Annotated in this window: 19 protein-coding genes and 1 pseudogene; 12 read left to right on the top strand and 8 right to left on the bottom strand. The window is 62.5% G+C overall.

What is annotated here, in order from left to right; translation table 11 throughout:
• Positions 1–73: 73 nt before the first annotated feature.
• Positions 74–1,768: an outer membrane beta-barrel family protein gene (locus tag ACYVM5_RS11005; protein WP_460620183.1), complete on the bottom strand. Its 1,695-nt coding sequence runs from the start codon at positions 1,766–1,768 to the stop codon at positions 74–76.
• Between the two features lie 96 nt (positions 1,769–1,864).
• A pseudogene (locus ACYVM5_RS11000) lies at positions 1,865–2,563 on the bottom strand (carboxypeptidase-like regulatory domain-containing protein); the annotation flags it as partial.
• Between the two features lie 538 nt (positions 2,564–3,101).
• Here ACYVM5_RS11000 and ACYVM5_RS10995 point away from each other — a divergent pair.
• The 4 genes from ACYVM5_RS10995 (at position 3,102) to ACYVM5_RS10980 (ending at position 8,916) form a co-directional block, all read left to right on the top strand.
• The gene (locus ACYVM5_RS10995) at positions 3,102–5,792 is read left to right on the top strand and encodes an RCC1 domain-containing protein (RefSeq protein ID WP_460618162.1); all 2,691 of its coding nucleotides are present in this window, start codon (positions 3,102–3,104) and stop codon (positions 5,790–5,792) included.
• A gap of 91 nt (positions 5,793–5,883) precedes the next feature.
• Positions 5,884–6,681 carry a 3'-5' exonuclease gene (locus ACYVM5_RS10990; protein ID WP_460618161.1) on the top strand — a complete coding sequence of 266 codons (798 nt, stop codon included), beginning with the start codon at positions 5,884–5,886 and terminating at the stop codon, positions 6,679–6,681.
• Positions 6,682–6,720: 39 nt separating this feature from the next.
• A complete protein-coding gene (locus ACYVM5_RS10985) occupies positions 6,721–7,245 on the top strand; it encodes a hypothetical protein (RefSeq protein ID WP_460618160.1) in 525 nt (174 codons plus the stop codon).
• A 117-nt stretch (positions 7,246–7,362) separates the two neighbouring features.
• The gene (locus ACYVM5_RS10980) at positions 7,363–8,916 is read left to right on the top strand and encodes a serine hydrolase (RefSeq protein WP_460618159.1); all 1,554 of its coding nucleotides are present in this window, start codon (positions 7,363–7,365) and stop codon (positions 8,914–8,916) included.
• A gap of 80 nt (positions 8,917–8,996) precedes the next feature.
• On the opposite strand, the gene ACYVM5_RS10975 is transcribed toward ACYVM5_RS10980, so the two are convergent.
• The 3 genes from ACYVM5_RS10975 to ACYVM5_RS10965 form a co-directional block, all read right to left on the bottom strand.
• A complete protein-coding gene (locus tag ACYVM5_RS10975; protein WP_460618158.1) occupies positions 8,997–10,049 on the bottom strand; it encodes an NAD(P)-dependent alcohol dehydrogenase in 1,053 nt (350 codons plus the stop codon).
• 168 nt (positions 10,050–10,217) lie between these two features.
• Positions 10,218–10,931: a DUF1990 domain-containing protein gene (locus ACYVM5_RS10970; RefSeq protein WP_460618157.1), complete on the bottom strand. Its 714-nt coding sequence runs from the start codon at positions 10,929–10,931 to the stop codon at positions 10,218–10,220.
• Positions 10,924–11,502, bottom strand: coding sequence for a DUF1990 domain-containing protein (locus ACYVM5_RS10965; RefSeq protein WP_460618156.1), 579 nt, complete (start codon positions 11,500–11,502; stop codon positions 10,924–10,926). Before ACYVM5_RS10965 ends, ACYVM5_RS10970 begins: the two co-directional genes overlap by 8 nt.
• A gap of 100 nt (positions 11,503–11,602) precedes the next feature.
• Between ACYVM5_RS10965 and nfi the strand changes: the two genes are divergently transcribed.
• Both nfi and ACYVM5_RS10955 read left to right on the top strand, forming a co-directional pair.
• Positions 11,603–12,292 carry an endonuclease V gene (nfi, locus tag ACYVM5_RS10960; protein WP_460618155.1) on the top strand — a complete coding sequence of 230 codons (690 nt, stop codon included), beginning with the start codon at positions 11,603–11,605 and terminating at the stop codon, positions 12,290–12,292.
• Between the two features lie 155 nt (positions 12,293–12,447).
• Complete coding sequence (locus ACYVM5_RS10955; RefSeq protein WP_460618154.1) at positions 12,448–13,503, top strand: T9SS type A sorting domain-containing protein; 1,056 nt, start codon at positions 12,448–12,450, stop codon at positions 13,501–13,503.
• A gap of 13 nt (positions 13,504–13,516) precedes the next feature.
• On the opposite strand, the gene ACYVM5_RS10950 is transcribed toward ACYVM5_RS10955, so the two are convergent.
• Positions 13,517–14,425 (bottom strand): nucleotidyl transferase family protein, encoded by a 909-nt coding sequence (locus tag ACYVM5_RS10950; RefSeq protein ID WP_460618153.1) that lies wholly within the window; start codon positions 14,423–14,425, stop codon positions 13,517–13,519.
• Complete coding sequence (locus ACYVM5_RS10945) at positions 14,425–15,291, bottom strand: GNAT family N-acetyltransferase (RefSeq protein ID WP_460618152.1); 867 nt, start codon at positions 15,289–15,291, stop codon at positions 14,425–14,427. The genes ACYVM5_RS10950 and ACYVM5_RS10945 overlap by 1 nt, the downstream gene beginning before the upstream one ends.
• 106 nt (positions 15,292–15,397) lie before the next feature.
• Here ACYVM5_RS10945 and ACYVM5_RS10940 point away from each other — a divergent pair, with 106 nt between their 5' ends.
• The 5 genes from ACYVM5_RS10940 to ACYVM5_RS10920 all read left to right on the top strand — a co-directional run bounded on the left by ACYVM5_RS10940 (position 15,398) and on the right by ACYVM5_RS10920 (position 21,916).
• Entirely contained in the window at positions 15,398–16,732 is a 1,335-nt protein-coding gene (locus ACYVM5_RS10940) for a serine hydrolase (RefSeq protein WP_460618151.1), read from the top strand.
• 102 nt (positions 16,733–16,834) lie between these two features.
• Positions 16,835–18,301, top strand: a complete 1,467-nt coding sequence (locus ACYVM5_RS10935; protein WP_460618150.1) for a complex I subunit 4 family protein — start codon at positions 16,835–16,837, stop codon at positions 18,299–18,301.
• Between the two features lie 171 nt (positions 18,302–18,472).
• Positions 18,473–19,873: an NADH-quinone oxidoreductase subunit N gene (locus tag ACYVM5_RS10930; RefSeq protein ID WP_460618149.1), complete on the top strand. Its 1,401-nt coding sequence runs from the start codon at positions 18,473–18,475 to the stop codon at positions 19,871–19,873.
• Between the two features lie 483 nt (positions 19,874–20,356).
• Positions 20,357–21,163 (top strand): T9SS type A sorting domain-containing protein, encoded by an 807-nt coding sequence (locus tag ACYVM5_RS10925; protein WP_460618148.1) that lies wholly within the window; start codon positions 20,357–20,359, stop codon positions 21,161–21,163.
• Between the two features lie 102 nt (positions 21,164–21,265).
• Positions 21,266–21,916: a M15 family metallopeptidase gene (locus tag ACYVM5_RS10920; RefSeq protein WP_460618147.1), complete on the top strand. Its 651-nt coding sequence runs from the start codon at positions 21,266–21,268 to the stop codon at positions 21,914–21,916.
• Between the two features lie 87 nt (positions 21,917–22,003).
• Here the strand turns inward: ACYVM5_RS10920 and ACYVM5_RS10915 are convergent, their stop codons facing one another.
• Positions 22,004–22,543: a Riean_0653 family protein gene (locus tag ACYVM5_RS10915; RefSeq protein ID WP_460618146.1), complete on the bottom strand. Its 540-nt coding sequence runs from the start codon at positions 22,541–22,543 to the stop codon at positions 22,004–22,006.
• 190 nt (positions 22,544–22,733) lie between these two features.
• Between ACYVM5_RS10915 and gndA the strand changes: the two genes are divergently transcribed.
• Complete coding sequence (gndA, locus tag ACYVM5_RS10910) at positions 22,734–24,236, top strand: NADP(+)-dependent, decarboxylating phosphogluconate dehydrogenase (protein WP_460618145.1); 1,503 nt, start codon at positions 22,734–22,736, stop codon at positions 24,234–24,236.
• Positions 24,237–24,265: the final 29 nt, after the last annotated feature.

Here is a 24,265-nt window from a genome sequence, read left to right as displayed (position 1 = left end):
CAAAAATCCCCGGCCAGAGCGGCCGGGGATTTTTTTGTGTATTCGGTATTTGCTTGGCCACGCCTGATGCCGGCTATTGGCCGCCCTGCTTGCTGCCGCCGCCCTTCACATCGTCGTTCGAGATGGACTTGCGCTGCTTGGTTTGTTGGGCCTGGCCGAAGCGGTAGTTGAAACTGAGGCGGAACGAGCGTTGATAGGCGTAGTTGCGGTTGGTTTCGGTGAAGGTGGGCGTGTCGGTGGTGTTGTGGTAGAGCCAGTAGTCATTAAAGGGCGCGGCGAAATTCAGCACCAGGTCGGCCTTGTCCTTGAGGAAGGTCTTCTTGGCCCCCATCTGGTAATAGAGGTTGGCCGAGCCACGGCCCTGCAAGTCGGGCGAGGGCAGCGAGCCGAACATGAACCCCTGCAAGGTGAAGTTTTTGGGCAGTTTATAGGAGGTGTTAAAGTTCAGGCTCGCCGTGAAGCCGCGCCGCTCGATGCCCAACGAAGGGCTGCGGCGCACGATGTACTGAATATCGGGCCCGCCGCTGATGTCCCAGCCCTTGGCTGGCTTGGCCGAGCCGTAGAAGTTCAGCTGGTAATAGGCGTTCGAGGCCACGTTGGCGTAGGTCTGGCGGGTTACGCCATTAGCGTCAGGGCCGAGGCGAATGGATTCAATGGCATTGCCGGTGCGGCGCATAGAGGCCGCGATGTTGAGCGAGCCGCCCTTGCCGTTGGTGTTGAAGCTCAGCTCGTAGGAATCGGTCAGTTCGGGGTTCAGGCCGGGGTTGCCGTACACGAGGTTCTTCGGGTCGGAGCGGTCTACGAAGGGGTTGAGGTAGTCGATGTAGGGCCGGGTGATGCGGCGCGAGTAGGCAGCGCGCACGCTGTTGTTGTCGCTGAAAGCATACTGGGCGTTGCCGTTGGGCAGCAGCGTCAGGTAGCTGCGCACGAAACTGGTGTCGTTGGTGCGGAAATCGGCGGAAAGGGCGGTGCGCTCCAGGCGACTGCCCACGCTCAGTGTCAGCTTCTTGGTCAACTTATTGGTGTAAGTGGCATAGGCCGACTGCACGTTCTGGTCGTAGCTGAAATCGGTGGAGCGGCCGGGCAGGCGCACGAAATCGTCGGTCACGCCCCGGGTCAGGCCGTCCACGTTGGCCACCGAGCCGGTGCTGCGAAAAATGCCTTTCAGGCCAGTTTCGAGGGTTTGCTTCTCGCCGAAGGGCTGGGTGAGGTCGGTTTGCAGGGTTACTTCTGAGCCCGGGGTGCGGCCCCGGCTGCGCTCGCGGTAGCTGGCGCTGCCCACTTCCAGGTTAGTATAAGAGTTGAGGTACTGGTCGAAATCGTAGCCAAAAGTGCCGTCGTTGCGAGCGTACTGGCCCAGCACGCTCCATTCCTTGCGGGGCAGGGCGAAGGTTTTGGTATAAGTGCCGGTGAGTTCGCCGTTGAAGCCGCTGAACTTGCTGTTGGTGGCGCGGGTGAAGAGTTGATTGGTCTGCGGCTGCGTGGGCGACACGTAGTCGTTCAGCATGTTGTTGTAGTCGTGGCCGGCGTAGCGGTTCACGGAGGCGGCCAGTGACAAGCTTTGCTTGTCGGTCAAATCATAGTCGAGGCCCACCGAGCCGAACATCCACTGGCCGCCATAGTTGCCCACGCCCTCCTGCGTCAGGGTCGAGCCATCCGTCTTGCCGAAGCGCACCCGCTCCGACTTATTCGGCCCGTACCAGCCGCCCGTGCCACCCGAGGATGTGAAACCCAGCTTCTTGGTCTTGAAGTTCAGCGAGCCATTCACGCCCGAGTTCCGGCTGCCAAGCGAGGTGCCGATGCGGCCGTTCAGGCCCTGCTCCACGCCTTTCTTCAGCACGATGTTGATGATGCCGGCGGTGCCCTCGCCATCGTATTTGGCCGGAGGCGTGGTAATAACCTCCACCGACTTAATCTGCTCAGCGGGGATGCCCTTCAGGGCTTCGGCCAGGTTGCTGGCCAGCGTGGGCGAGGGCTTGTTGTTCACCAGTACCTTGAAGTTGCTGGAGCCCCGCATTTTCACGTTGCCGTCGCCGTCCACGGCCAGCAAGGGGGCTTTGCGCAGCACATCGGCGGCGGTGCCGCCGGCATTGGTGGCGTCCTGGTCGGCGTTATACACCATGCGGTCAGGGCGGATTTCCACCACCGGCTTCTGGCCGATAATGACGGCCTCGGCCAGCGCGGTGCCGGCCGTGGGCAGGCGGAAGGTGCCCGCGTCGGTGGCCCCGGCCGTCACGGTCACGGGGCGCGTCTGAGTGCCGTAGCCCACGTAGCTCACCCGCAGCCGAAACGTGCCGGGCGTGAGTTTGGTGAGCGAAAACTTGCCGGCGTCATCGGCGGCCACGCCGGTGATGGGCTTGTCGCCGCTGGCCGGCAGCAGCACCACCGTGGCATAGGGCACGGGCTCTTTCTTGAGGGAATCGAGCACAGTGCCGGTCAGCGAGCCGGTGCCGGCGGGCAGCACTGGGGCGGCCGCCGGGGCCTGAGCAGCGGCAGGCCGGACGGTTGCGGTCAGGAGCAGGCACAGCAAGCCCGCCGCAAAGCAATGCGTAGATAGTTTCATCGGTGCAGGAAGGAAAGGCAAGGAATGGTTGTGCCCTAACAGATGGTCATGCCGGGGCTGGGGTTGCCTGTTGGCGGTGTTAAATTGAGGTGAAGCCGCGGGGAGTATCGGCCCCGAGGCCCAAACGTTACATGGTCCCATATTATTTGTTGGGGAAGTGCTGCCCTCGGCGCGGGGCCGTCAGGCGGGCTATGATTGGGCTCAAAGGTCCGGCCAGGCAGGAGGGCCCGCGCCCCACATCCTAAGTTGGGACGTGCCAATAGCGGATTTGGGACGGGTTAGACAGGTGCTACAGGAGTACAACAGCTACTACCGCAAACAAGCTAATCTTGATATATTCACAATGCAACAACCTGCGGTAAGCTGCAATAGCTTGCAAGTTCACAGCATGTATGATTTTGGCATATAAGCCATTTAGTTAGTCGACAGGTCGTAACTTTACCGGTGCCAAGCCCGCGCGTTGCCGGCAGATAATTCAATTGACTACGTGAAGCACTTCTTTCGTACCACTGCAGGTATGGCCGCGGCCGGGCTTTTCATGCTTGTTATTTTGTTGATGGCTCCGGGCCGGGCCGGGGCGCAGGCGCTACGCGGCACCATCGCAGCGGGCAGCAGCTACTCGCTCAGCATTCACGCCGACGGCAGCCTCTGGGCCACCGGCCGCAACACCAACGGCCAGCTTGGCACGGGCACCACCGCCAGCAGCACCGTCTGGGTACAGGTGGGCCACGATACCGACTGGGTGCAGGTGGCAGTGGGCACCAACCACAGCCTGGGCCTGAAGGCTAACGGCACGGTCTACGCCTGGGGCGTGAACACCTACGGCCAGCTCGGCGACGGCACCACCACCCAGCACCTGGTGCCTACGCCCGTAAGCGGGGGCGGGGGCTACACCCAGATAGCGGCGGGCACCTACCATAGTTTGGGACTAAAAGCCGACGGCACGGCCACCGCCTGGGGCTATAACGGCGACGGCGAGCTCGGCGACGGCACCGTTACCAACCGACTGATACCCACCCAGGTGAGTGGTGGAGGCCTGTACACCCAATTGGCAGCGGGCACCTACCATAGTTTGGGACTAAAAGCCGACGGCACGGCCACCGCCTGGGGCTATAACGGCGATGGCGCGCTCGGAGACGGTACTACGACCCTGCGCAACAAGCCCACGCCGGTGAGTGGGGGCTACCTGTATGTCCAGCTGGCGGCGGGCGCCTCCCACACCCTGGGCCTGCGGGCCGATGGCACGGCCTACGCCTGGGGCCGCAACATCACGGGCGAGCTCGGCGACGGCACTACGACCCAACACCTGGTGCCCACCCCGGTGAGCGGGAGCGACCTGTACACGCAAGTAGCGGCAGGTGCCAACTACAGCCTGGGGCTGCGCGCCGACGGCACCGCCACCGCCTGGGGCCATAATGCCGGCGGCGCGCTGGGCGATGGTACTACCAACCAGCGCCGGGTGCCCACACCGGTAACCGGGGGTGGTCTGTACACCCAGTTAGCGGCGGGCCAGTACCACAGCCTGGGGCTGATGGCCGACGGCACCGCTTACGCCTGGGGCTACAACGGCAGCGGCGAGCTGGGGTGTGGCAACACCACACAGCGCAACACGCCCACCGCCACGGGCACGGCCTTGCCCACTCGCAGCACGGCCGCGGGCGGCTCCTTTGGCTTGGCCGTGCGGGCCGACGGCACGCTCTGGGCCTGGGGTGATAATACTTACGGGCAGCTGGGCATCGGGACTGAGGGCTCCACCATCAACAGGAACAGCCCCGTGCAGGTGGGCACCGATAAAGATTGGGTGCAGGTGGCCGCCGGGGCTTACCACAGTATGGGCCTAAAAGCCGACGGCACGGCCTACGCCTGGGGCGACAACCGCAACGGCCAGCTCGGCGACGGCACCACCACCAACCACAGCGTGCCCACGCTGGTGGGCACGGCCACCGACCGCTACACCCAGCTGGCAGCCGGCTCCTTTCACAGCCTGGGCCGGCGGACCGATGGCACGGCCTATGCCTGGGGCCAGAACAGCTTCGGCCAGCTCGGCGACGGTACCACCACCGGCCGCACCACGCCTACCCTGGTGGGGGCAGCCACCAACCGCTTCATCCACCTGGCGGCCGGGGCTTACCACAGCCTGGGCCTGATGGCCGACGGCACGGCCTATGCCTGGGGCGACAATGGTTCCGGCCGTCTCGGTGACGAAACGACTACCGACCACAACGTCCCCATGCTGGTGAGCGGAGGCGGTATTTACACCCAGTTGGTAGCGGGCCAGTACCACAGCCTGGGGCTGATGGCCGACGGCACCGCTTACGCCTGGGGCTGCAACGTCAACGGCCAGCTCGGCGACGGTACCACCACCGACCGCGGCGTGCCCACGCTGGTGGGCACAGCCACCGACCACTACACCCAGCTTACGGCGGGCGGTGCCCACAGCCTCGGCCTGCGGGCCGACGGCACCGCCTATGCCTGGGGCCGCAACGCCGAAGGCCAGCTTGGCGACGGCTCCACTGCCAACCGCAGCACTCCTACTCAGGAAGCCACCTTGGGCACCAGCTGGACCACCCTGGCACCAGGCCCAGCAGCCTATTTCTCGCTGGTTCGCACCCCCTCGGGCTACAACTTCGCCAGCACCGGCCAGAACCCCAGTGGCCAGCTTGGCGATGGCACCACCACCAGCGCCAGCCGCTTCGACCGGCTGAATCCGCTGCGCTCCTTGCAGCCCCTGCCCGTGGAGTTGGTCAGCTTCACCGCCCGCCGCACCAGCCCTACTACCGTGGCCCTGGCCTGGGCCACCGCCTCGGAGAAGAATAATGCCGGCTTCGCGGTGGAGAAATCCACCGACGGCCTGGCCTTCGCCCGTTGGGGCTTCGTGGCCGGAGCCGGCAGCAGCACAGCCCCCCACGCCTATGCCTTCGCCGATGCCAATGCCCCCGCCGCCGCTTACTACCGCCTGGCCCAGACCGACGCCAACGGTGCGGTGACGTACTCGCCCGTGCAGTTCGTGCCCGCTCCCGATGCACCGGCCACGCTGGTGCTGGTGCCCAACCCCGCTCACGGCGCGGTGCAGGCGCTGGGCGTGCCGGCCGGCACTCAGCTGGTGGTGTACAACAGCCTGGGCCAGCTGGTGCGTCCTGCCACCCCGGCCCTCGATGTGGCCTGCCTGCCCGCCGGGGTGTACGTGGTGCGCGCTGGGGCCCAGGCCACCCGCCTCGTAGTGGAGTAGCACGGCTTCGGCCTTGCACCCAGCCCCTGCTATGCCGTAGCTTTGAGATAAGCCGGTTGCCGGCTGGCTCTATCCCGCTCCTTCCGCCCTCATGCAGCACCTCCACCGCACCCCGCTCGACCAGCTTTTCGTCATCGACATCGAAACAGTGCCCTGCGTGGACTGCCATGACAGCCTCGATGAGATGCTGCGCCAGCTTTGGGAGCACAAGAGCGAGAGCCTGCGCCGCCAGCAGGGTTACACCGGCCGCCCCCAGGCCGCCGAGCCTTTCCCCGACCACCTCACCGCCGCCAGCCTGTTTGAGCAGGCCGGCATTTATGCCGAATTCGGCAAAGTGGTGTGCATATCGGTGGGCTATTTCGTGTTTGACAAGGAAGACGAATTGTGGCGCTTCCGCGTGAAAAGCTACGCCGACCACGACGAGAAGCAGCTGCTACGCGACTTCGCCGGGCTGCTCGCCAACAAGCCCAAATTCCTGCTCTGCGCCCACAACGGCAAGGAGTTCGACTTTCCCTACCTCGGCCGCCGGCTGCTCGTGAACGGCCTGCCCCTGCCCCCACAGCTGGACATGGCCGGCAAAAAGCCCTGGGAAATTCCCCATCACGACACCATGGAGCTCTGGAAATTCGGCGACCGCAAATCCTACACCTCGCTGAATCTGCTGGCCGCCCTGTTCGGCATTCCCACGCCCAAGGACGACATTACCGGGGCCGATGTGGCGCGGGTGTACTGGGAAGAAAACGACCTGCCCCGCATTGCCCACTATTGCCAGAAGGACATCATCACCACGGCCCGCATCCTGCAAAAATTCCGGGGCGAAGAACCCGTGCGCGACGAACATATTGTGTACGCCGACGCAACCCCGGTCCCCATGCGACGGGTCATCTGAGGGCGAAGCATTTTTCAACCGTCCTCAACCCGTTTGCACATGAATTTCTCTTTCTCGTTGGCCCGCCGGGCGGTGGTGCTGGCCACGCTGGCCCTGCCCGCCTGCCAGCAAGCCTGCCCCCTCAACATGAGCCCGCCGCCCACGTTCATGCTGGCTTTCAGCACCGATACCATCGCGAGCAGCGGCCTCGGCTTTCGCCGGGCCGAGGTGCGTTCGGCCTACCTGGTGCATTACCGCACGGCCGATTTTCAGCAGCCGCTCGATACGCTCCGCCAGCCCGGTGCCAGTGTTTCGCCGGGCAGCACGAAGCCGGTTTTGGCCATTTATTATCCGGCCGGGCACCCGCCGCAGTTTGCCGTGCCCGACTATGCCATCGCACAGGCCGGGCAGAGCTGCCGCCTGGTAGTGCCGGCGGCCAACCGCACCTACGACATCAGCAACGTGGTGCTGAAGCAGGAGCCCGGCGAAACCCGCTGCGCCGGCTACCGCATCACCCGCCGCGAGGCCACCGTGAACGGCCAGCTGCGCGACGGCCTGAATACTCCCCCCGAACTCAGCCGGTAATCGGGCTGCTGGCCGCCGGTGGCATCGGCCGTCATTCCGGGCTTGCTTAGCTTTGAGCCGGCTGCAATATCCTGGGGTATTGCAGCCGGCTCTTTTTTCGACTTTTCCTGATTCCTGATGCGTCTTCCCGTTCTTATGGCTGCCCTGGCTTCGGCCGCCGCCTTCGTTTCTCCCGCTCGCGCCCAAACTGCCGGACACGGCCCCAGCGCCGCCGCTGGCAATGCTTTTGTGCGCGACAGCCTGGCCAGCTACGTGCAGCGCGGCCTCAAGCTTTGGAACATCCCCGGCCTGGCCGTGACGGTGGTGAAAGACGGACAGGTGGTGGTGTCGCAGGGTTTCGGCGTAAAAGCCGTGGGCAAGCCCGAGCCGGTGGACGGCAACACACTCTTCCTCATCGCCTCCAACTCCAAGCTGTTCACCGGCACCGCCATTTCGCAGTTGGTAGAGGAGAAAAAGCTGAAGCTGGACGACCCGGTGCGCCAGTACCTACCCGATTTTCGGCTCTACGACTCCACCAGCACCCGGCTGGTTACCATCCGCGACGTGCTGGGCCACCACATGGGTACCAAAACCTTCCAGGGCGATTTTACTTTCTGGGATTCCAACCTGAGCCGGGCCGAAATCCTGCAAAAGGTACGCTACCTGAAGCCTACGGGCCTGTTTCGGCAGCAGTACGGCTACAGCAACTACGGCTTCCTGACGGCGGGCGAAATCATTCCCGTGGCCACCGGCGGCACCACTTGGCAGGACTTCGTGCAGCAGCGCCTGCTCACCCCTCTGGGAATGACCAATACCTATCCCCTCTCGGCCGGGGCTGGCCAGCGAGCCAATGTGGCGCTGCCCTACACCACGGCCTTCGGGCCGCTCACGCGGGTGCCGTTTGATGAGGTGGACAATTTCGGGCCGGCCGCCAGCCTGGTTTCCAACGTGAATGACCTCGGCCACTGGCTGCGTTTCCAGCTCGATAGCGGCAAATACAACGGCCAGCGCATCATGCCCTGGGCCACGCTGCGCCGCACCCGCGAGGGCAACACGCTGGTGAGCGCCAGCCGGTCGCCCATTTTCCCCATGCACTTTCGGACCTATGGCCTGGGCGTGTTCTCGGCCGACTACAATGCCCGCCAGATTTACTGGCACACGGGCGGGGCCAACGGCTTCGTAACCAACGTGTGCTTTGTGCCCGAAGAAAACCTGGGCCTCGCCGTGCTCACCAACCAGGACAACCAGAGCTTTTTCGAGGCGCTGCGCTACCAGCTGCTCGACGCCTACCTGGGCGTGCCCTACGTAGACCGCAGCCGCCAGCTCTACGCCCTCGCCAAGAATGGCAATGCTGAAACCGCCAAAAGCGTGGCCGAGCTGGCCGCCCGCGTGGCGAAAAAAAACAAGCCCGCCCGCAACCTCAAGGCCTACGCCGGCACCTACACGCACCCGGTCTACGGCACCATCACGGTAGAGCCCAAGGGCAAGCAACTGCTCGTGCGCTTCTCGCACCACCCCGCCCTTACCACCACCCTGGATTATATGGACGGCGACACCTTCCGCAGCACCTTTTCCAATGCCGCTTACGGCATTTTCGCGGCCCCTTTCACCGTGGAAAACGGGCAGGTGAAAACCCTGGAAATCCGTGTGAATGACGGGCTAGAGCAGGACCCGTATGTGTTCACGAAGTAGTAGCCCTAGGTAAATTTCGAAACAAAAAAGGCCCCTGCAATCAGCAGGGGCCTTTTTTGTTTGTCGGCAGTTGAAATTCGCTAGTTATTCAACGTGGCCAAATCAATCACGAAACGGTACTTCACGTCGCCTTTCAGCATACGCTCATACGACTCGTTGATGTCCTTGATATCAATGACTTCGATATCGGACATGATGTTGTGCTCGGCGCAGAAATCCAGCATTTCCTGCGTCTCGGCGATGCCGCCGATGAGCGAGCCGGCGATGCGGCGGCGCTTGCTGATGAGGTTGAAGGCGTGGATGTGCGGGGCTTCGGTGGGCACGCCCAGCAGAATCATGGTGCCGTCGCGGCGCAGCAGGTTCACGTAGGTGGCCAGGTCGAGCTGGGCCGATACGGTGTTGATGATGAAGTCGAAGTAGTTGCGCACCGACTTCAGCTGCGCCTCGTCTTTGGTCACCACAAACTTGTGGGCACCCAGCTCTTTGGCGTCAGCCTCCTTGTTGGGCGAGGTGCTGAGCACGGTTACTTCGGCGCCCATGGCGGCGGCAAGCTTCACGGCCATGTGGCCCAGGCCGCCGAGGCCCATCACGGCTACGCGGTGGCCGGGGCCCACTTTCCACTGGCGCAAAGGCGAGTAAGTGGTGATGCCGGCACAGAGCAGCGGGGCCACGCGGGCCAGGTCCAGCTTCTCCGAAACCTTGAGGGTGTACTTTTCATCCACCACAATCTGGCTGGAGTAGCCGCCGTAGGTGGGCGCGCCGCTGCCGATTTCGCGGCTGTTGTAGGTGCCCACCATGCCGGTGGTTTCGCAGTACTGCTCCAGGCCTTCCTGGCAGCTGGGGCAGGTGCGGCAGGAGTCCACCATGCAGCCCACGCCGGCCAGGTCACCCACTTTGAAGTTCTTTACATGGGCCCCCACCTGCGTAATGCGGCCCACGATTTCGTGGCCCGGCACCATTGGAAAGATGGAGCCACCCCACTCGTCACGCACCTGGTGCAGGTCGGAGTGGCACACACCACAGAATTGAATGTCAATCAGCACATCGTGCGGCCCGACTTCGCGGCGCTCAAAGTTGAATGGTTCGAGAGGAATATTTACGGCCGGAGCGGCGTAGGCTTTCGTTGGAAGCATCTTGGAGAATGTTTGGGGTTGAATGTTGAGGATTGAGTGAAAACAGAACGTCATGCGGAGCGCAGTCGAAGCATCTCCACCGCAGCAGTAAATCCAGACGAATGGATTCCGTTGCGCGGTAGAGATGCTTCGACTGCGCTCCGCATGACGTTCTACTTGCCTAGTTTCTTAACCAGTCGGGGCGTTCAAGGTTTGCGGCAGCGGCTGCCCAGCCAGCGCTTTGGCCACCAGCTCCTTCATGCGGCGCTGTGACTCGCGGGCAAACTTGCGCTGGAGTATGCGTCCAAACAGCTTGAAACCAATCCAATAGAACGGGTTACGAATCTGGCCGGGCTGCGACACGGCGTGGATGCGAAATTGCACCGCGCCGGTGCCAAGGTTTTTGTGAATGGTGAAGTCAATCTGGCCTTTTTCGAAATGGCCTTCGAGGGTACGGTAGCCGTAGCCCCACACCCGCTCGGGGCCGCCGGGGGTGTGACGGGCGGCCTCGTCGGTCACTTCGCTCACGCGCACCCCGAAGTAGAAATTGAACACCAGAAAATGCGCCCGCAGCACCATGATGCGCTTTTCGAGCGGGATGCTGGGGTCGAAGTAGCCGGTGATGAGGTCGGGCGGTGGGAAGGCGTAGCGGCGCAACACGTCCTGCGCCGCGGCGAAGGAACCGGCCGCTTCGGGCGGGCCGGGGGCTTCGGCGGGCAGGTCGGTTTCGTAGTCGTCGAGGCGCCAGCCGGTGGCGCTGGTGTACTCGTTCTGGCGCGAGAAGTCGTAGTTAACTTTAGCGTTGGCGTAGGAATCGAGGCGGGCGCGGTATTGCTCCCAGGCGGGTGGTTTGGTCGTATCCGGCAGGACCGAGGCCGGCACGGCGGCAACTTGGTTACTCATGGCGGGTGTGCTGAACGTGGCCGGACTCGTCGTGCCGGAAGGTTTCGACTACTACGTCGCTCAGCGCCTGGCCGCCGCTGGCCGCCGCCACGCGCCGGCAAAACTCAACCCAGGTGGCTTCCTGCAGCAGCTTGCCGCCGCCCAGCGTGTCGTAGGCAAAGGCCACCAGCCCGTCGCGCGAGCGGGCCGAGGAGCGGATTTCAAACCGCAGCACGTCGGGCGACTCGTCCAGATAATGCGTTTCGAAGCGAATGCGGCCGGCCTCGGGGTGGCCTTCGAGGGTGATGAACTCGAACGACGTGGCGCTGACTTCAGTAACGCGCACGCAGCCGTCCCAGGGCCCGAGGATGGTAATGCTGAACTCGTCGCCAACCTGTAGCGCATTGTCGTTGCCCTCCTTCTTCTTGAAATTGGCCAGCGCATCGGGCGAGAAGCGGGGCACGTCGGCCTGCACTTCAGCCATAAGCTGGGCCGGCGATTTTCGGGCGCGCGCCACATCAATAAAATAGCGGCGCTCCAGCAGTGGGCCGGAGCCGGTGGAAGCGGGTTGTTCGGAAGTGGAATCAGACATAGCCGACGAGGAAACGTATGGCCCTCATACGCCCCGCATCGCCGTAAGATGCTACGGTTGAGCTATTCCAATTCTTTCACGCTGGTTTTCAACTTCCCCAATGGCTTATTACCGCCCGCCCGGCCCCCCACCCGACCCCGCCCTCGTCAAAAGCCTCACCGAGCAGCAGCACGAAATGCGCCAGCGCGTGCGCAATGAACCACTGGCCCGGGAGCCGCGCCTCATTGCCGGCTGCGACTCCTCGTTTCCTACTCCCGACACGATTCTCTCGGTGTTCGTGGTGCTGAAATTTCCCTCGCTGGAGCTGGTGGAGAAGGTGTACAACTACGGCCCCGTCGACATGCCCTACGTGCCCGGCTTCCTCTCCTTCCGCGAAGCCCCGAACGTGATTCACGCCTTCGCCAAGCTCAAAAACAAGCCCGATGTCATCATGGTCGACGGCCACGGCATTGCGCACCCGCGCCGCATGGGCATTGCCGCGCACCTCGGCGTGCTGCTCGACATGCCCACCTTCGGCGTAGCCAAGCAGAAGCTGACGGGCATTTTCACCGAGCCCGGCCTGGAGCGCGGCAGCATTGAGCCGCTGCTGGATGCGAAATCCGGCGAGCTCATCGGCGAAGTTATCCGCAGCAAAGACAAGGTGTTGCCGCTGTTTGTGAGCCCCGGCCACCGCTGCGACCACGCCACCGCCACGCGCCTCACGCTGGCCTGCCTGCGCGGCTACAAGCTACCCGAACCTACCCGCCTGGCCGACTACTGGGCCGAACAGTTCAAAAAAGAGGTGCGGTAAATATTCGCACCCCGACGACACCACAGCGGCTTTTCTCTGTATTTATTTAAATTCAATAAAATAATTATTTTAATTCAACATAATTCAATAAAAAGACGCTATGTTTATAAAAATAATAAATTTATCAATAAAAACTTGTTCTTTTCTCCCTCCACATGAGAAAAACCTCTATCCTCCTCGTGCTGGCTCTTGCCATTGCACCTGGCAGCTGGGCCCAGCAGCTGTTCACTAATGGCCCGATTGTCACGGGAATGGCCAGCAGTAGCGAAGTGCCCGCGCCGGCCGGCATGCACTGGAGCGAAGTGCAGAACGACCTGGGCAACACAACTGTGGCGAATAGCATTGCCGGCCTGGGGTACGACGGCGCGCTAAGCACCGAATTGGCCGACGACTTCATGGTGCCCGCCGGCCAAAGCTGGACGGTGCGCAGCTTTAGCTTTTTTGGCTACCAGGCCGGGGCGAAGGATGATTCGCCATTTACCGGGCTGTACGTGCAGGTGTGGCGGGGGCAGCCGGGCACGGCGGGCGCCACCGTTGTTAGCGGCAGTGCCATGGCCAACTGCCTCGGCCACTCAACCGATGCCCTCGTCTACCGGTTGCTCAACAGCCGCTACCCCACCGGCAGCGCCCACGCACCGGACATCACCCGCAAAGTCTGGGAAATAGAAGCGCTGGTGACACCGGACCTGGTGCTGCCCGCCGGCACATATTGGGTGAGCTGGACGGCTTGGGCCCCCTCCGGCACGGGCACCAACTGTTTCGTGCCCGTGACCACCGTGGGTGCCCGCACCCAGACCGGGGCCAACGCCCTGCAACAGACCACGGATGGTGCCGACATCGGCCCCTGGCTGCCGCTCCTTGACGCAGGCATCGGCACCAACCCTGCCCCGGTCGGCCTCGACATGGCGTTTAAAATATTCGGCACCAATCGCCCGCTGGCCACCCGCGTGGGCCAGCCCGGCCCCGATGGTCTGCGCATGCAGGCCCACCCGGTACCCGCCACCGAGGCCGTCCAAATCACCCTCGACCACCTGCACAGCAGTGCCCAGCTGCTGCTCACCGACCTCAAGGGCCGGCTGGTATGGTCGGGCCAGCTGCCGGCCGGCAGCACCTCGGCCACGGTGCCCGTGGCCGCCTGCGCCAGCGGCCTCTATGTGCTGGAGGCCCGCACCGCCACCGGCAGCACCCGCATTCGCATTGTGAAAAACTAGGCGGCGGCGGTGCTCATGGGCGCATATTTCCTCCAATAGCAGGGACATTGCCATTGATTGCCTGCTGCAGCGTCGCCAATGATTCTGCGGCGGCGATTGGAAGCGCCAGTAGCTGCGCCACCGCCACCAATACCGCCGCCCGGCCGCCTGCCGAGGCCAGCACTCCCGCATCGAGCGGCAGCTGCTGCGACTTGGAGAGTTTCTGGCCCGCCGCATCCGTGAGCAGTGGGTGGTGAAAAAACTGCACCCGTTCCGCATTGAATGCTGCGGTTTCCGAAAGCTGACTGGCCAGCCAGAGCTGCGCGGCCGTGCTGGCTTGCAGGTCCAGCCCGCGCACAATCAGGTTGGTACCGAGCCGCAAATCATCCCCCACCGAAGCCACCTGGTAGGCAGCCACACCGTCTTTTTTACGAATTACAAAATCCGGCATCAGTGCGCCGAGCGGCACGTTGGTTTCGCCCTGCCAGGCATCGGGGAAAGCTATTTTGGTGGTTGGCGGCACGTGCGCCCGCCAGGCCGCGCCCGGCGTTTCGAGCACAACACTAGTTTCGGTTCCATTGGTGCGCGAGCGGGTGCTGGCCTGCACCAGGCCCGGCACCAGGGCCAGCCGGCGCAGCACGCGGTTGTAGTCGGGCAGGTGCAGCAGCTGCGAATGGTGGCGCAGGAAATCATCGGGGCCGCTGGGGCCGTGGTCATAATCAATGCCCAGCCAGTCGATGACGCGGAAGATATTATCCAGATAGGCCGGGCGCAGGCGGGCACGGTCCAGGTCGTCGATTCTTAGATGCAGCGTGCCGCCGGCTTTTCGCGTGAGCAGCCAGGTGAGCACAAAATTCACGGCATTGCCGAGGTGCAGGAAGCCGCTGGGCGTGGGCGCAAGGCGCGAAACCACCGGCGATTTTGGAATCAAAGCACTGGACATCAATGCAGCAACAATTCCATCTGCACGTCGGCCCGGGCATAGGGCGAGGGGTTGGGCTCGGCCAAATCCTGAAAACCGAGCTTGCGATACAGCGCCAGCGCCGGGGCCAGCTTCGAGTTGCTTTCCAGATAGACGCGGGCACCGCCCAGGTCGCGCACCCGCTGCACGGCCGCCTGGCCCAACAAATAGCCAATCTGCCGCCCCTGCGCGGCGGGTGAGACGGCCATTTTGGCCAGCTCGTAGCTGCGGCCATCGTCCATCTTAATCAGGGCGCAGGTGCCCACTACCTGCCCGCCTACTTCGGCCAATAGAATGCAGCCGCCCGGCCCCAGAATGTACTCTTCGGGATGGTCGAGCGCCTTCAAGTCGGCGGGCTCCAGGGTGAAGTAGTGCGAAATCCACTCCTCATTGAGCTGCCGGAAAATGGGCTGGTCGCCGGGCCGGAATTCGCGCAGGGTCACCGGCGACGCTTCGCGCGGTGCCCAGGCCGCTTGCTGCAGCACCACGCGGTAGCCGTCGGGGTCTTCAAAAGTGCGGCCGTGCTCGTCCCAATACGGGTTATATGACGGCACCGGCGCGAAGCCAGCGGCAGCCATGCGCTGCACGGCCGCCTGCCACTCCTCGGCATCGGGCAGGTAGAAGACGAGCAGATTATCAGCCGTAGGAGCGCGGCCTACAACGTGGCCGGGCTGGTGCGTAAATTCCAGATGGTACGGGGCATGCGGGTGGCCCAGCATAAGGCCGTCGAAGCCGTTGTGGGCGGTGAAGGAGCCGATTTGTAGCAAGCCCAAGCCGTCGCAGTAGAAACGGCGCAGGGCGGGCAGGTTGTCGGTGGGCCGGGCCACGCGCAGGGTTGGGGTATTCATGGCGATAGCAACAAGAGCGGCAAATGTAAATCAGGACCTTACCCGGCCCAATTAAACTGCAGCCGTAGCCGCGGGTCTAGCTATATATTGTAAGACCTTCGCGCCGATGAAAAACCTGCTACTTCTATTCGCACTCATCGCCATTGCAGTGCTACCATCGGGCAGCGCCAAAGCCCAGACATCCAGCCTATACTTTCCACCCACTGCGGGCAGCACCTGGGCCAGTACCACGCCCGCCAGCCTGGGCTGGTGCCAGCCGCAATTGGATTCGCTGATTGCCTTTGCGGGGCGCAAAAGCAGCAAGTCATTATTAATACTGAAAGACGGCCGCCTGGTGGTGGAGCATTATTACGGGACTTACACCGCCGATTCGGCTTGGTACTGGGCCTCGGCTGGCAAGTCGCTCACGGCTACGCTCGTTGGCCTGGCCCGGCAGGACGGGATTTTGAGCCTGACTGACAGCACCTCCCAATACCTCGGCCGCTGGACCAGTGCCACCCGCCCGCAGCAGCGCCAGATTCAGCTGCTGCACCAGCTCACCATGACCACCGGGCTCGACGACAGTCCGCCCGCGCCCTGCGACAACGAAAGCTCTACGCCCGGTTGCCTGCTTTACCTCGCGCCGCCCGCCACCCGCTGGGCCTACCACACCGGTGCCTACCGCACCCTGCAAAACGTATTGGTGCAAGCCAGCGGCGTTGCCAACATGACCACCTACACCAGCCAACGCCTGGGCACGCGCATTGGCATGACGGGCCTGTGGGCCAACGACGTATTCTACAGCAAAGCCCGCAGCATGGCCCGTTTCGGCCTGTTCATCCTGGCGCGCGGCTCCTGGAGCGGCACCCAAATCCTGACCGACACGGCCTATTTCCGCCGCATGACCACCCCCAGCCAGACCCTGAACCGCAGCTACGGCTACCTCTGGTGGCTCAATGGCCAACCCAGCTACAAGCTGCCCGGCGCCCAAATCACACTGCCCGGCCCGCTCATCCCCTCCGCCCCCGCCGACCTCATTGCCGCCCTCGGTAAAAACGACCAGAAGATTTACGTGGTGCCCAGCCTGGGCCTCGTGGTAGTGCGCCAGGGCAACACCGCCGGGGCCAGCCGCCTGGCCGCGTCCTCCTTCGACACCGAGCTGTGGACGAAAATCATGGCCGCTGTGTCTTGCCGGCCCACGGCCACGGCGGCGGCGGCCGAAGCCGCCGGTTTCCTCGCCTTTCCCAACCCCGTCACCGAAATTCTCACCCTGCGCCAGCCGGCCCGGTCCGCTGCTGCCGTGCGCCTGCTCGATGCCCTGGGCCGCGAAGTGCTGCGCCAGCCCACGGCCGGAGCCGAGATGTCGGTTTCCGTCGCGGCCCTAGCTCCGGGGCTCTACGCGGCGCAGTGGCTCGATGCCAGCGGGCGCGTGCTGATGAGCCGCAAAGTGGCCCGACAGTAGAAGTTGCACAAAAACGGTGGTGCCTTCCTAGTCCGTGCGTAAGTTTGCGGTCAATTTGCGGGTGGGTTCCCCCACCCTGCAACGCGCCCAACCCGCCTGCTGATGCTGACTGCTGTACTGCTTTTTCTCCCTTTAGCCGCCGCCCTGCTGCTGCTCGTCGTGAAGGGAGCCGCCGCCCGCGCCCTCGCCTTCGGGGCCTCGCTCCTCGAATTCGTCCTCGCCGCCTACGCCGCGTTCGACTTCACCCGCCACGGCTCGGCCAGTTTCAACCTCAATTACAACTGGATTCCTTCCGCCGGCATCAACTTCCACATCGGGCTCGATGGCCTGAGTTTGTTGATGGTGTTGCTCACCACTTTCCTGGTGCCGCTCATTTTGCTGAGCGCCTTCAAGCGGGATTACGACAACCCGTCCACGTTCTACGCCCTCGTGCTATTTATGCAGACGGGCCTGCTCGGCGTGTTCGTTTCGCTCGATGCCTTCCTATTTTACTTCTTCTGGGAAGTCGCCCTCATTCCGATTTACCTGCTGGCCGGGGCCTGGGGCGGCGAGCGTCGCATTGCCATCACCCTCAAGTTTTTCCTCTACACCGTGGTCGGCTCGCTGCTGATGCTGGCCGGCTTCGTATACCTCTACCTGCAAACTGGCCCCGCCGCCGGCTCACTGGCCCAGCACTCCTCGGAGCTCACCGCGTTCTATAACCTGAAGCTCAGCGCCTCGGAGCAGTCGTGGCTGTTCTGGCTGATTTTCGCGGCCTTTGCCGTGAAGATGCCCATCTTCCCCTTCCACACCTGGCAGCCCGACACCTACACCGAAGCCCCCGCTCCCGCCACCATGCTGCTTTCGGGCATCATGCTGAAAATGGGCATCTACGGCACCATGCGCTGGCTGCTTCCTGTCGTGCCGCTCGGTGTGAGCCAGTGGCAGAAGCCGGTTATCATCCTCTCCGTCATCGGCATTATCTACGGCGCTATCATCGCAATTCGCCAGCGCGATGTGAAGCGCCTCATCGCCTACTCCTCGCTCAGCCACGTGGGACTGATGGCGGCCGGCGTGTTCTCGCTCACCCAAATCGGCCTGCAAGGTGCGGTGGTCCAGATGCTGGCCCACGGCGTGAACGTGGTCGGGATGTTCTTCATCGCCGATGCCATCGAGCGCCGCACCGGCACCCGCTTCATCCCCAACCTCGGCGGCCTCACGCGCCGTACGCCCGTCCTCTCGGTGTGCTTTCTGATAATGCTTCTGAGCACGGTGGCACTGCCCCTCACGGGCGGGTTTGTGGGCGAGTTCCTGCTGCTGGCCGGCGTGTACCAGTACAACGCCTGGGTAGGCGCGGTGGCCGGCCTCACCATCATTTTCTCGGCGGTGTACCTGTTGCGCATGTTCCAGCGCGTGATGCTCGGCCCCGACTCGTCCTTCTCCGAAACCATCACCGACCTGACCGGCGGCGAACTGCTGATTCTGGTACCGCTCATCGCGCTGGTATTCTGGATTGGCTTGTTCCCGAATACGTTCCTGCACATCTCGGAGCCAGCCGTTACCAATCTTCTGTCGCTGGTTGGCCGATAGTTTTTTTGTGGGGTGACGGATTTGTCATCCTTTATCTAGCGTCCGCGCAGCGAAGGACCTTATCACGCTCGCATAGATTTGAAGTAGTAATCCAACGAAGCGACCGTGATAAGGTCCTTCGCAAGCTCAGGATGACAGTTCGTAGCTGTTGTTCCGACTCCCAGAAAGCCCATGACATCCATCATTCTCCTCTCCGTCTTCGGCATCCTCAACCTGTTCCTGGGCTTTCTGCGCTCGAACAAGGTGCTGCTGCCCGGCGCCATGCTGCTGCTGCTGGCCGTGTTCGGGGCCAACTTCGCCGACTGGAACGTGGCGCACGCGCCCTACTTCAATCACATGCTGGTGGTGGACAACTACACGGTCGCCTTCACCGGCATCGTACTGCTGACTACCATTCTGCTCCTGCCCTTCTCACGCAGCTACGTAACCTCGGGCGAGCCGAACCTGGCTGAATACTACGCCTTGTTGCTCTTTTCGCTGGTGGGCGCCATCATGATGATTGGCTACGACCACCTCCTCATGCTGTTTGTGGGCATTGAAATCCTGAGCATCAGCATGTACGTGCTGGCCGGCAGCAGCAAGCGCGACTCGCGCTCGAACGAAGCGGCCCTGAAATACTTTTTGATGGGCGCGTTTGCTACGGGCATTCTGCTGTTTGGGATTGCGCTGCTGTATGGCGCTACGGGCACCTTCGCCCTCTCGCAATTGGGTGCGGCCGTGGCCAACCCCGCCAACGCCAGCCTGCAGCCGATGCTCTACATCGGCATTCTGATGATGATTATCGGCATCGGATTCAAGGTATCAGCCGCGCCGTTCCACTTCTGGACGCCCGACGTGTACGAAGGCACGCCCACCTTCTTCACTGCCTTCATGAGCACGGTGGTGAAGACGGCCGGTTTCGCGGCGTTCCTCAAGCTGCTGGCCGTGGCCCTGCCCGCCGCCCAAGGCTTCTGGATGCCGACCATTCAGGCCATGTGCGCCCTCACGCTGCTGCTCGGCAACGTTGGCGCGGCGGCCCAGACCAACACCAAGCGCATGCTGGCCTACTCCAGCGTGAGCCACGCCGGCTACTTGCTCATCGGCCTCGTAGCCAGCAAAGGCATTCTGACGGGCGATGCCGCCAGCGGCATTTTCTTCTACTCACTGGCCTATTCCATCGCCACGGTGGCCGCCTTCGGGGTACTGAAACTGGTGGCGGAGCACCGCCAGGAAGACCGGTATTCCGGCCTCAACGGCCTAGGCAAGACCAACCCGCTGCTGGCTTTCAGCATGACGGTGGCGATGCTCTCGCTGGCCGGCATTCCGCTCACGGGGGGCTTCTTTGGCAAGTTTTTCCTGCTGGCGGCGGCCGTGGGCCAGGGCTACATCGGCCTCGTGGTGTTCGCGGTTATCATGAGCATGGTGGGCCTGTATTATTACTTACGTCCGATTATCGCCATGTACATGCAGCCGGCCCCCGAGGGTGCCACGCCCGTGCCGGTGGATGGCATCCAAACGGTGACGCTGGTGGTGCTGGCGCTGCTGAGCATCTTGCTGGGCGTGGTGCCGGGCTTTATGAGCGGCATTTTGTAATCGAAACTTCAGATGATTTGACGGAGAAAGCGGCCTGCGGGCCGCTTTTTTTGTACCCGGCGGCGGCGCGGAGGTTGGCCCACTGCCTCGAAAGCGTGGCCCATTGCCTCGCGGTGCTGGCCAGACAAGCCACAACAGCGAGATAGCGCAAGGCATTGCATTTCTGAATACTCGCACTTTGGGCTCATCATTTCTACCTTCCATATGGAAGAGAAACGTTTACGCCCTATTCTCCGCTGCCGCTTCAATAAAGTGGTGCCCCTGGCCCGCTTCGTGTAGGCCAGCTACCAACGCGACAAGGCTGATTTTGTGGACCTGCTGCCCGACGACTACACGGCAGCTTTCGACGCGGATTTTACTAAGAAGCTGGGCGCGGTGGAGAAGCTGGTGCGGCGGAAACAAAAGGGGGACGAGGCGGTGGGGAAATAGGCAGCGGCGTAGCTTTGCGGCCGTTAACCCGTCTTTTTTCACTTATTTCTTCGCATGAAATTCTTTTTTTACGCGCTTTCCCTCACGGCCCTGCTGGGTGCTCCGGCGGCCCACGCCCAGATTACCCCCGAAAAGGTGTATACGGGCGAAGGCGAGATGATTCGGCTCAGTACCGGTGATTACAAGTACCAGATGACGGTGCATAATTCGGCCGCGGTCATCACCCGAGTGATGGTGTACAACCTGAACCACTCCGTCTACAAGCAGTTGAACGTGCCCGTCATTGGCACGACCTACGAGGCGCAGGGGGTGCAGTACGTGTCGGATGCCCTGTTCGACACCAACCCGGCCACGCTGGAATACATGGTTGACTACGGCACCACCCAGCAGGGCCTGATGCGCAAGTCGATTATTTTCTCGGAAACGGGCAGCCAACTGGCCGTATTCGACTCGACCAACTACTACATGTCGGTGTATAACACGCCGGCCGGCGCCAAGCTCGTGTCGAACATTCAGGTATACAACAGCGCCACCAACAGCATTACGCGCCAGTATAGCCGCGTGTATGGCTTGCCGGGCCGGCTGGCGCTGCGCGCGGCCACGCCGGTGCTGCCCGATGCCGCCGGGGCCTACCCCAACCCCGCGCAAAGCACGGTGGCCCTGCCCTACGTGGTGCCCACCAACACCACCGGCACCCTGCAGGTGTTTGACGCGAGCGGCCGGCTGGCGGCCTCCTACCAGGTAGACGGGCACGTAGACCACCTGGCGCTCAGCACGCGGGACCTGCGGCCGGGCGTGTACGTGTACCGGGTGGCCACTGCGGCAGGTACCACGGCTGGGCGGCGGTTCACGATTGAGTAAGCCGGCGTGGCCCGCTGGGGCATCGGCGGGACGGATACCGAAAAAGCAGCCCATTGGGCTGCTTTTTCTGTTTATTTGGCTTTCCGCTAGTCAGTTTTCGTTATGATTCGTGCCCTGCGTCACCTGTGGCTGGTCTGGGTTCTCAGCATCTTCAGCAGCTGCGCCGCCCGGCCGCCACACGAAGCCGGCCCGTTCCGCCCCGGCGAGCTGGTTGAGCTGACCCGGCTCGACCCGACTATTCGGCTGGATATTCGCTACGCCACCAGTCACAACTTCATGGGCCGGGTGCTTTATCCGCAGGCGCGGGCGTTTTTGCAGCGCCCCGCCGCCGAGGCGTTAGTGCAGGTAAATGCTGAGCTAAAACCGTTGGGCTATTGCCTGCTGGTGTTCGATGGCTACCGGCCCTGGCGCATCACCAAACAGATGTGGGACCACACGCCGGCCGATAAAAAGGAGTTTGTGGCCGACCCGCGCAAAGGCTCCCGCCACAACCGCGGCTGCGCCGTCGACCTCAGCCTGTGGGATATCGCGGCCAACAAAGAAGTGGCCATGCCCGGCGAGTACGATGAAATGAGCCTTCGCTCCTACGCCGCCTACACCGGTGGCACCACCGAGCAACGGTCCCGCCGCGACCTGCTTCGCAGTGTGATGGAGCGGAATGGCTTCGCGGTGTTGCCTGCTGAGTGGTGGCATTTTGATTATCAGGATTGGAAATCTTATCCAATTGAGAACGTGCCGTTTGAGAAGCTGTAAATGTTGATAATGCGCTTCCGCTGGCGCGTACCCACGAAAAAAAATCTTTAGCAGAAAAGCCCATTTTTGAGCGATGGAATTAACCCACTAATAGCGAACATCGAACCGACCGTCGATGATGTGCACTCGCTTGGTGGAGTCATTACCTTGAGATAAATCCCCCGTAAATGTACCGGCAATGATGTGCTCGGCAGTATCAAGCTTGGTGATGGTAATGGTAGCGTTGCTGCCTTTGTAGAGGTAGCTGTAAACGGTTTGTGTTTCTTTATTATTAAAGACAAACCCACGCTCGGCCCGGACATTAGCTCCCGGCAGGGGCATTTTGGTGGCTTGGTAAGTCCCGGCATGGGTCAGGCTGTCGATGGACAAGTAGAATTCCTCGTATACATCACGGGCAATCTGGCCGGCGCTTATGCTGAAGTTCTTCGACCCGTAGCGAGGAGAATACGTGGCCCGCAGGTTGTCGCTTGCACCGGCGGTATAAGGCAGCCAGCCGTAATTCTGCCACACCCGGCCATCAATCATAAACCCGAACGTATTGGCCCCGGACTGAGTGGCTGCCGGGAGCTTAAAGGCTGGCACAGGCTCCCTTTCGCACTTGCGCATGCCCAGCAGTGGCAGCAGCAACAGCAGATGGTAGGCTTTAATGGGCGTATTTGTCTGGAATGAAGGATACTTATGTACGAATATAATCTTTCTGGCGCCCCAGCAAGGTAGTCAGTTGCTTCTCCCGCCAAAACTTTCGCGCCGGTTTCGCCTTTTTCTGGCGTAACTCGTTTCCCTGACCTGAACCCTGCTTCTTAACCCCTCTTTTCTGATGAGCGCAACTCCCGCTTCCAAGCCTTCTTTTGGCATGATTGGCCTCGGTACCATGGGCCGCAACCTGCTGCTGAACCTGGCCGACCACGACTTTCCCGTGGCCGGCTACGACAAGGACGCCACCAAAATCGACCTGCTGGCCAAGGAAGGCGCGGGCAAGCCGGTGGAAGGCTTCACTGACCTCGCCACGTTCCTCAACGGCCTGCAAACGCCGCGCGCGGTGATGATGCTGGTGCCCGCCGGCCCCATCGTGGATAGCGTGATTGCCGAGCTACAGCCCCTGCTGGCCCCCGGCGACATCATCATCGACGGCGGCAACTCCCACTTTACCGACACCGAGCGGCGCGCCAAGGCCGTGGAAGCGGCCGGTTTCCACTTCTTCGGCATGGGCGTGAGCGGCGGCGAGGAAGGCGCCCGCTTCGGCCCCAGCATGATGCCCGGCGGCGACAAAGCGGCTTATGCAGTGATGCAGCCCATGTTTGAAGCCATCGCGGCGCAGGTCGACGGCCAGCCGTGCGTGACGTACATCGGCCCCGGCGCGGCCGGCCACTTCGTGAAGATGGTCCACAACGGCATCGAGTACGGCCTGATGCAGCTCATCGCGGAAACCTATGCGGTATTGAAAACAGGTCTGGGTATGGACAACGCGGCCATCGGGCAGGTATTTGCCAAGTGGAATGCGGGCCGCCTGCAGTCCTTCCTGCTGGATATCACGAAGGACATTTTCGGCTTTATCGCCCCGAATACCGACCATCTGCTGCTCGACGACATCAAGGACGAGGCCCGGGCGAAGGGCACCGGCAAGTGGACCTCGCAGGTAGCCATGGATTTGGAAACGCCGCTGCCCACCGTGGACACGGCCGTGGCCATGCGCGATTTGTCGAAGTACAAAGCCCTGCGCGAGCAGTTGGCGGGGCTGTATGGCCCGGCGGCCGGTGCGCTGCCGGTGGAGCGCGAAGCCTTCCTGGCGCAGCTGGAGCAGGCCTTCTACTTCAGCATGGTCATCACCTACGCCCAGGGCATGCAACTGCTTTCGAAGGCGTCGAAAGACTATTCTTACGACCTGAACCTGGCTAACATTGCCAAAATCTGGCGCGGAGGGTGCATCATCCGCTCGGGCTTTCTGAATGACATTTTCAACGCTTACCAGCACACGCCCGACCTGGCCCACTTGCTGCTCGATGGCCAAGTACAGAAACTGGTGAGCGAAGCCGTGCCCGGCAGCCGTGCCGTGGTGGCCGCCGCGGCCACCGCCGGCCTGGCCCTGCCCGGCTACATGGCTTCGCTAAGCTACTTCGATACGTTCCGCACGGCGCGGATGCCTTCTAACCTCATTCAGGCCCAGCGCGACTACTTCGGCGCGCACACTTACGAGCTCATTGGCAAGGAAGGCGTATTCCACACGCAATGGACGCCGGAGCATGAAGACGCGGCCAATAAAAAAGATACGAAGGTGGAAGAGCATGGCCCCGAGAAGGAGCCGGTGAAACCCAACAACTAGCCCCGTTCCTTTTTTCTGCTTCCCCACGT

It is taken from the genome of Hymenobacter ruber, assembly GCF_054783255.1.
The sequence above is the reverse complement of the archived record's forward strand: the minus strand, read 5'-3'. Positions and strand labels throughout refer to the sequence as shown.

What these genes read in the sequence shown, in the direction of transcription:
- ACYVM5_RS10975 (WP_460618158.1), bottom strand. Translation starts at nt 10,049, where the DNA reads ATGCTTCCAACGAAAGCCTACGCCGCTCCGGCCGTAAATATTCCTCTC.
- ACYVM5_RS10945 (WP_460618152.1), bottom strand. Translation starts at nt 15,291, where the DNA reads ATGAATACCCCAACCCTGCGCGTGGCCCGGCCCACCGACAACCTGCCC.
- ACYVM5_RS10925 (WP_460618148.1), top strand. Translation starts at nt 20,357, where the DNA reads ATGAAATTCTTTTTTTACGCGCTTTCCCTCACGGCCCTGCTGGGTGCT.
- ACYVM5_RS10965 (WP_460618156.1), bottom strand. Translation starts at nt 11,502, where the DNA reads ATGTCTGATTCCACTTCCGAACAACCCGCTTCCACCGGCTCCGGCCCA.
- ACYVM5_RS10930 (WP_460618149.1), top strand. Translation starts at nt 18,473, where the DNA reads ATGACATCCATCATTCTCCTCTCCGTCTTCGGCATCCTCAACCTGTTC.
- ACYVM5_RS10970 (WP_460618157.1), bottom strand. Translation starts at nt 10,931, where the DNA reads ATGAGTAACCAAGTTGCCGCCGTGCCGGCCTCGGTCCTGCCGGATACG.
- ACYVM5_RS10920 (WP_460618147.1), top strand. Translation starts at nt 21,266, where the DNA reads ATGATTCGTGCCCTGCGTCACCTGTGGCTGGTCTGGGTTCTCAGCATC.
- ACYVM5_RS10950 (WP_460618153.1), bottom strand. Translation starts at nt 14,425, where the DNA reads ATGTCCAGTGCTTTGATTCCAAAATCGCCGGTGGTTTCGCGCCTTGCG.
- gndA (WP_460618145.1), top strand. Translation starts at nt 22,734, where the DNA reads ATGAGCGCAACTCCCGCTTCCAAGCCTTCTTTTGGCATGATTGGCCTC.
- ACYVM5_RS10990 (WP_460618161.1), top strand. Translation starts at nt 5,884, where the DNA reads ATGCAGCACCTCCACCGCACCCCGCTCGACCAGCTTTTCGTCATCGAC.
- nfi (WP_460618155.1), top strand. Translation starts at nt 11,603, where the DNA reads ATGGCTTATTACCGCCCGCCCGGCCCCCCACCCGACCCCGCCCTCGTC.
- ACYVM5_RS10985 (WP_460618160.1), top strand. Translation starts at nt 6,721, where the DNA reads ATGAATTTCTCTTTCTCGTTGGCCCGCCGGGCGGTGGTGCTGGCCACG.
- ACYVM5_RS10940 (WP_460618151.1), top strand. Translation starts at nt 15,398, where the DNA reads ATGAAAAACCTGCTACTTCTATTCGCACTCATCGCCATTGCAGTGCTA.
- ACYVM5_RS10980 (WP_460618159.1), top strand. Translation starts at nt 7,363, where the DNA reads ATGCGTCTTCCCGTTCTTATGGCTGCCCTGGCTTCGGCCGCCGCCTTC.
- ACYVM5_RS10995 (WP_460618162.1), top strand. Translation starts at nt 3,102, where the DNA reads ATGCTTGTTATTTTGTTGATGGCTCCGGGCCGGGCCGGGGCGCAGGCG.
- ACYVM5_RS10935 (WP_460618150.1), top strand. Translation starts at nt 16,835, where the DNA reads ATGCTGACTGCTGTACTGCTTTTTCTCCCTTTAGCCGCCGCCCTGCTG.
- ACYVM5_RS10955 (WP_460618154.1), top strand. Translation starts at nt 12,448, where the DNA reads ATGAGAAAAACCTCTATCCTCCTCGTGCTGGCTCTTGCCATTGCACCT.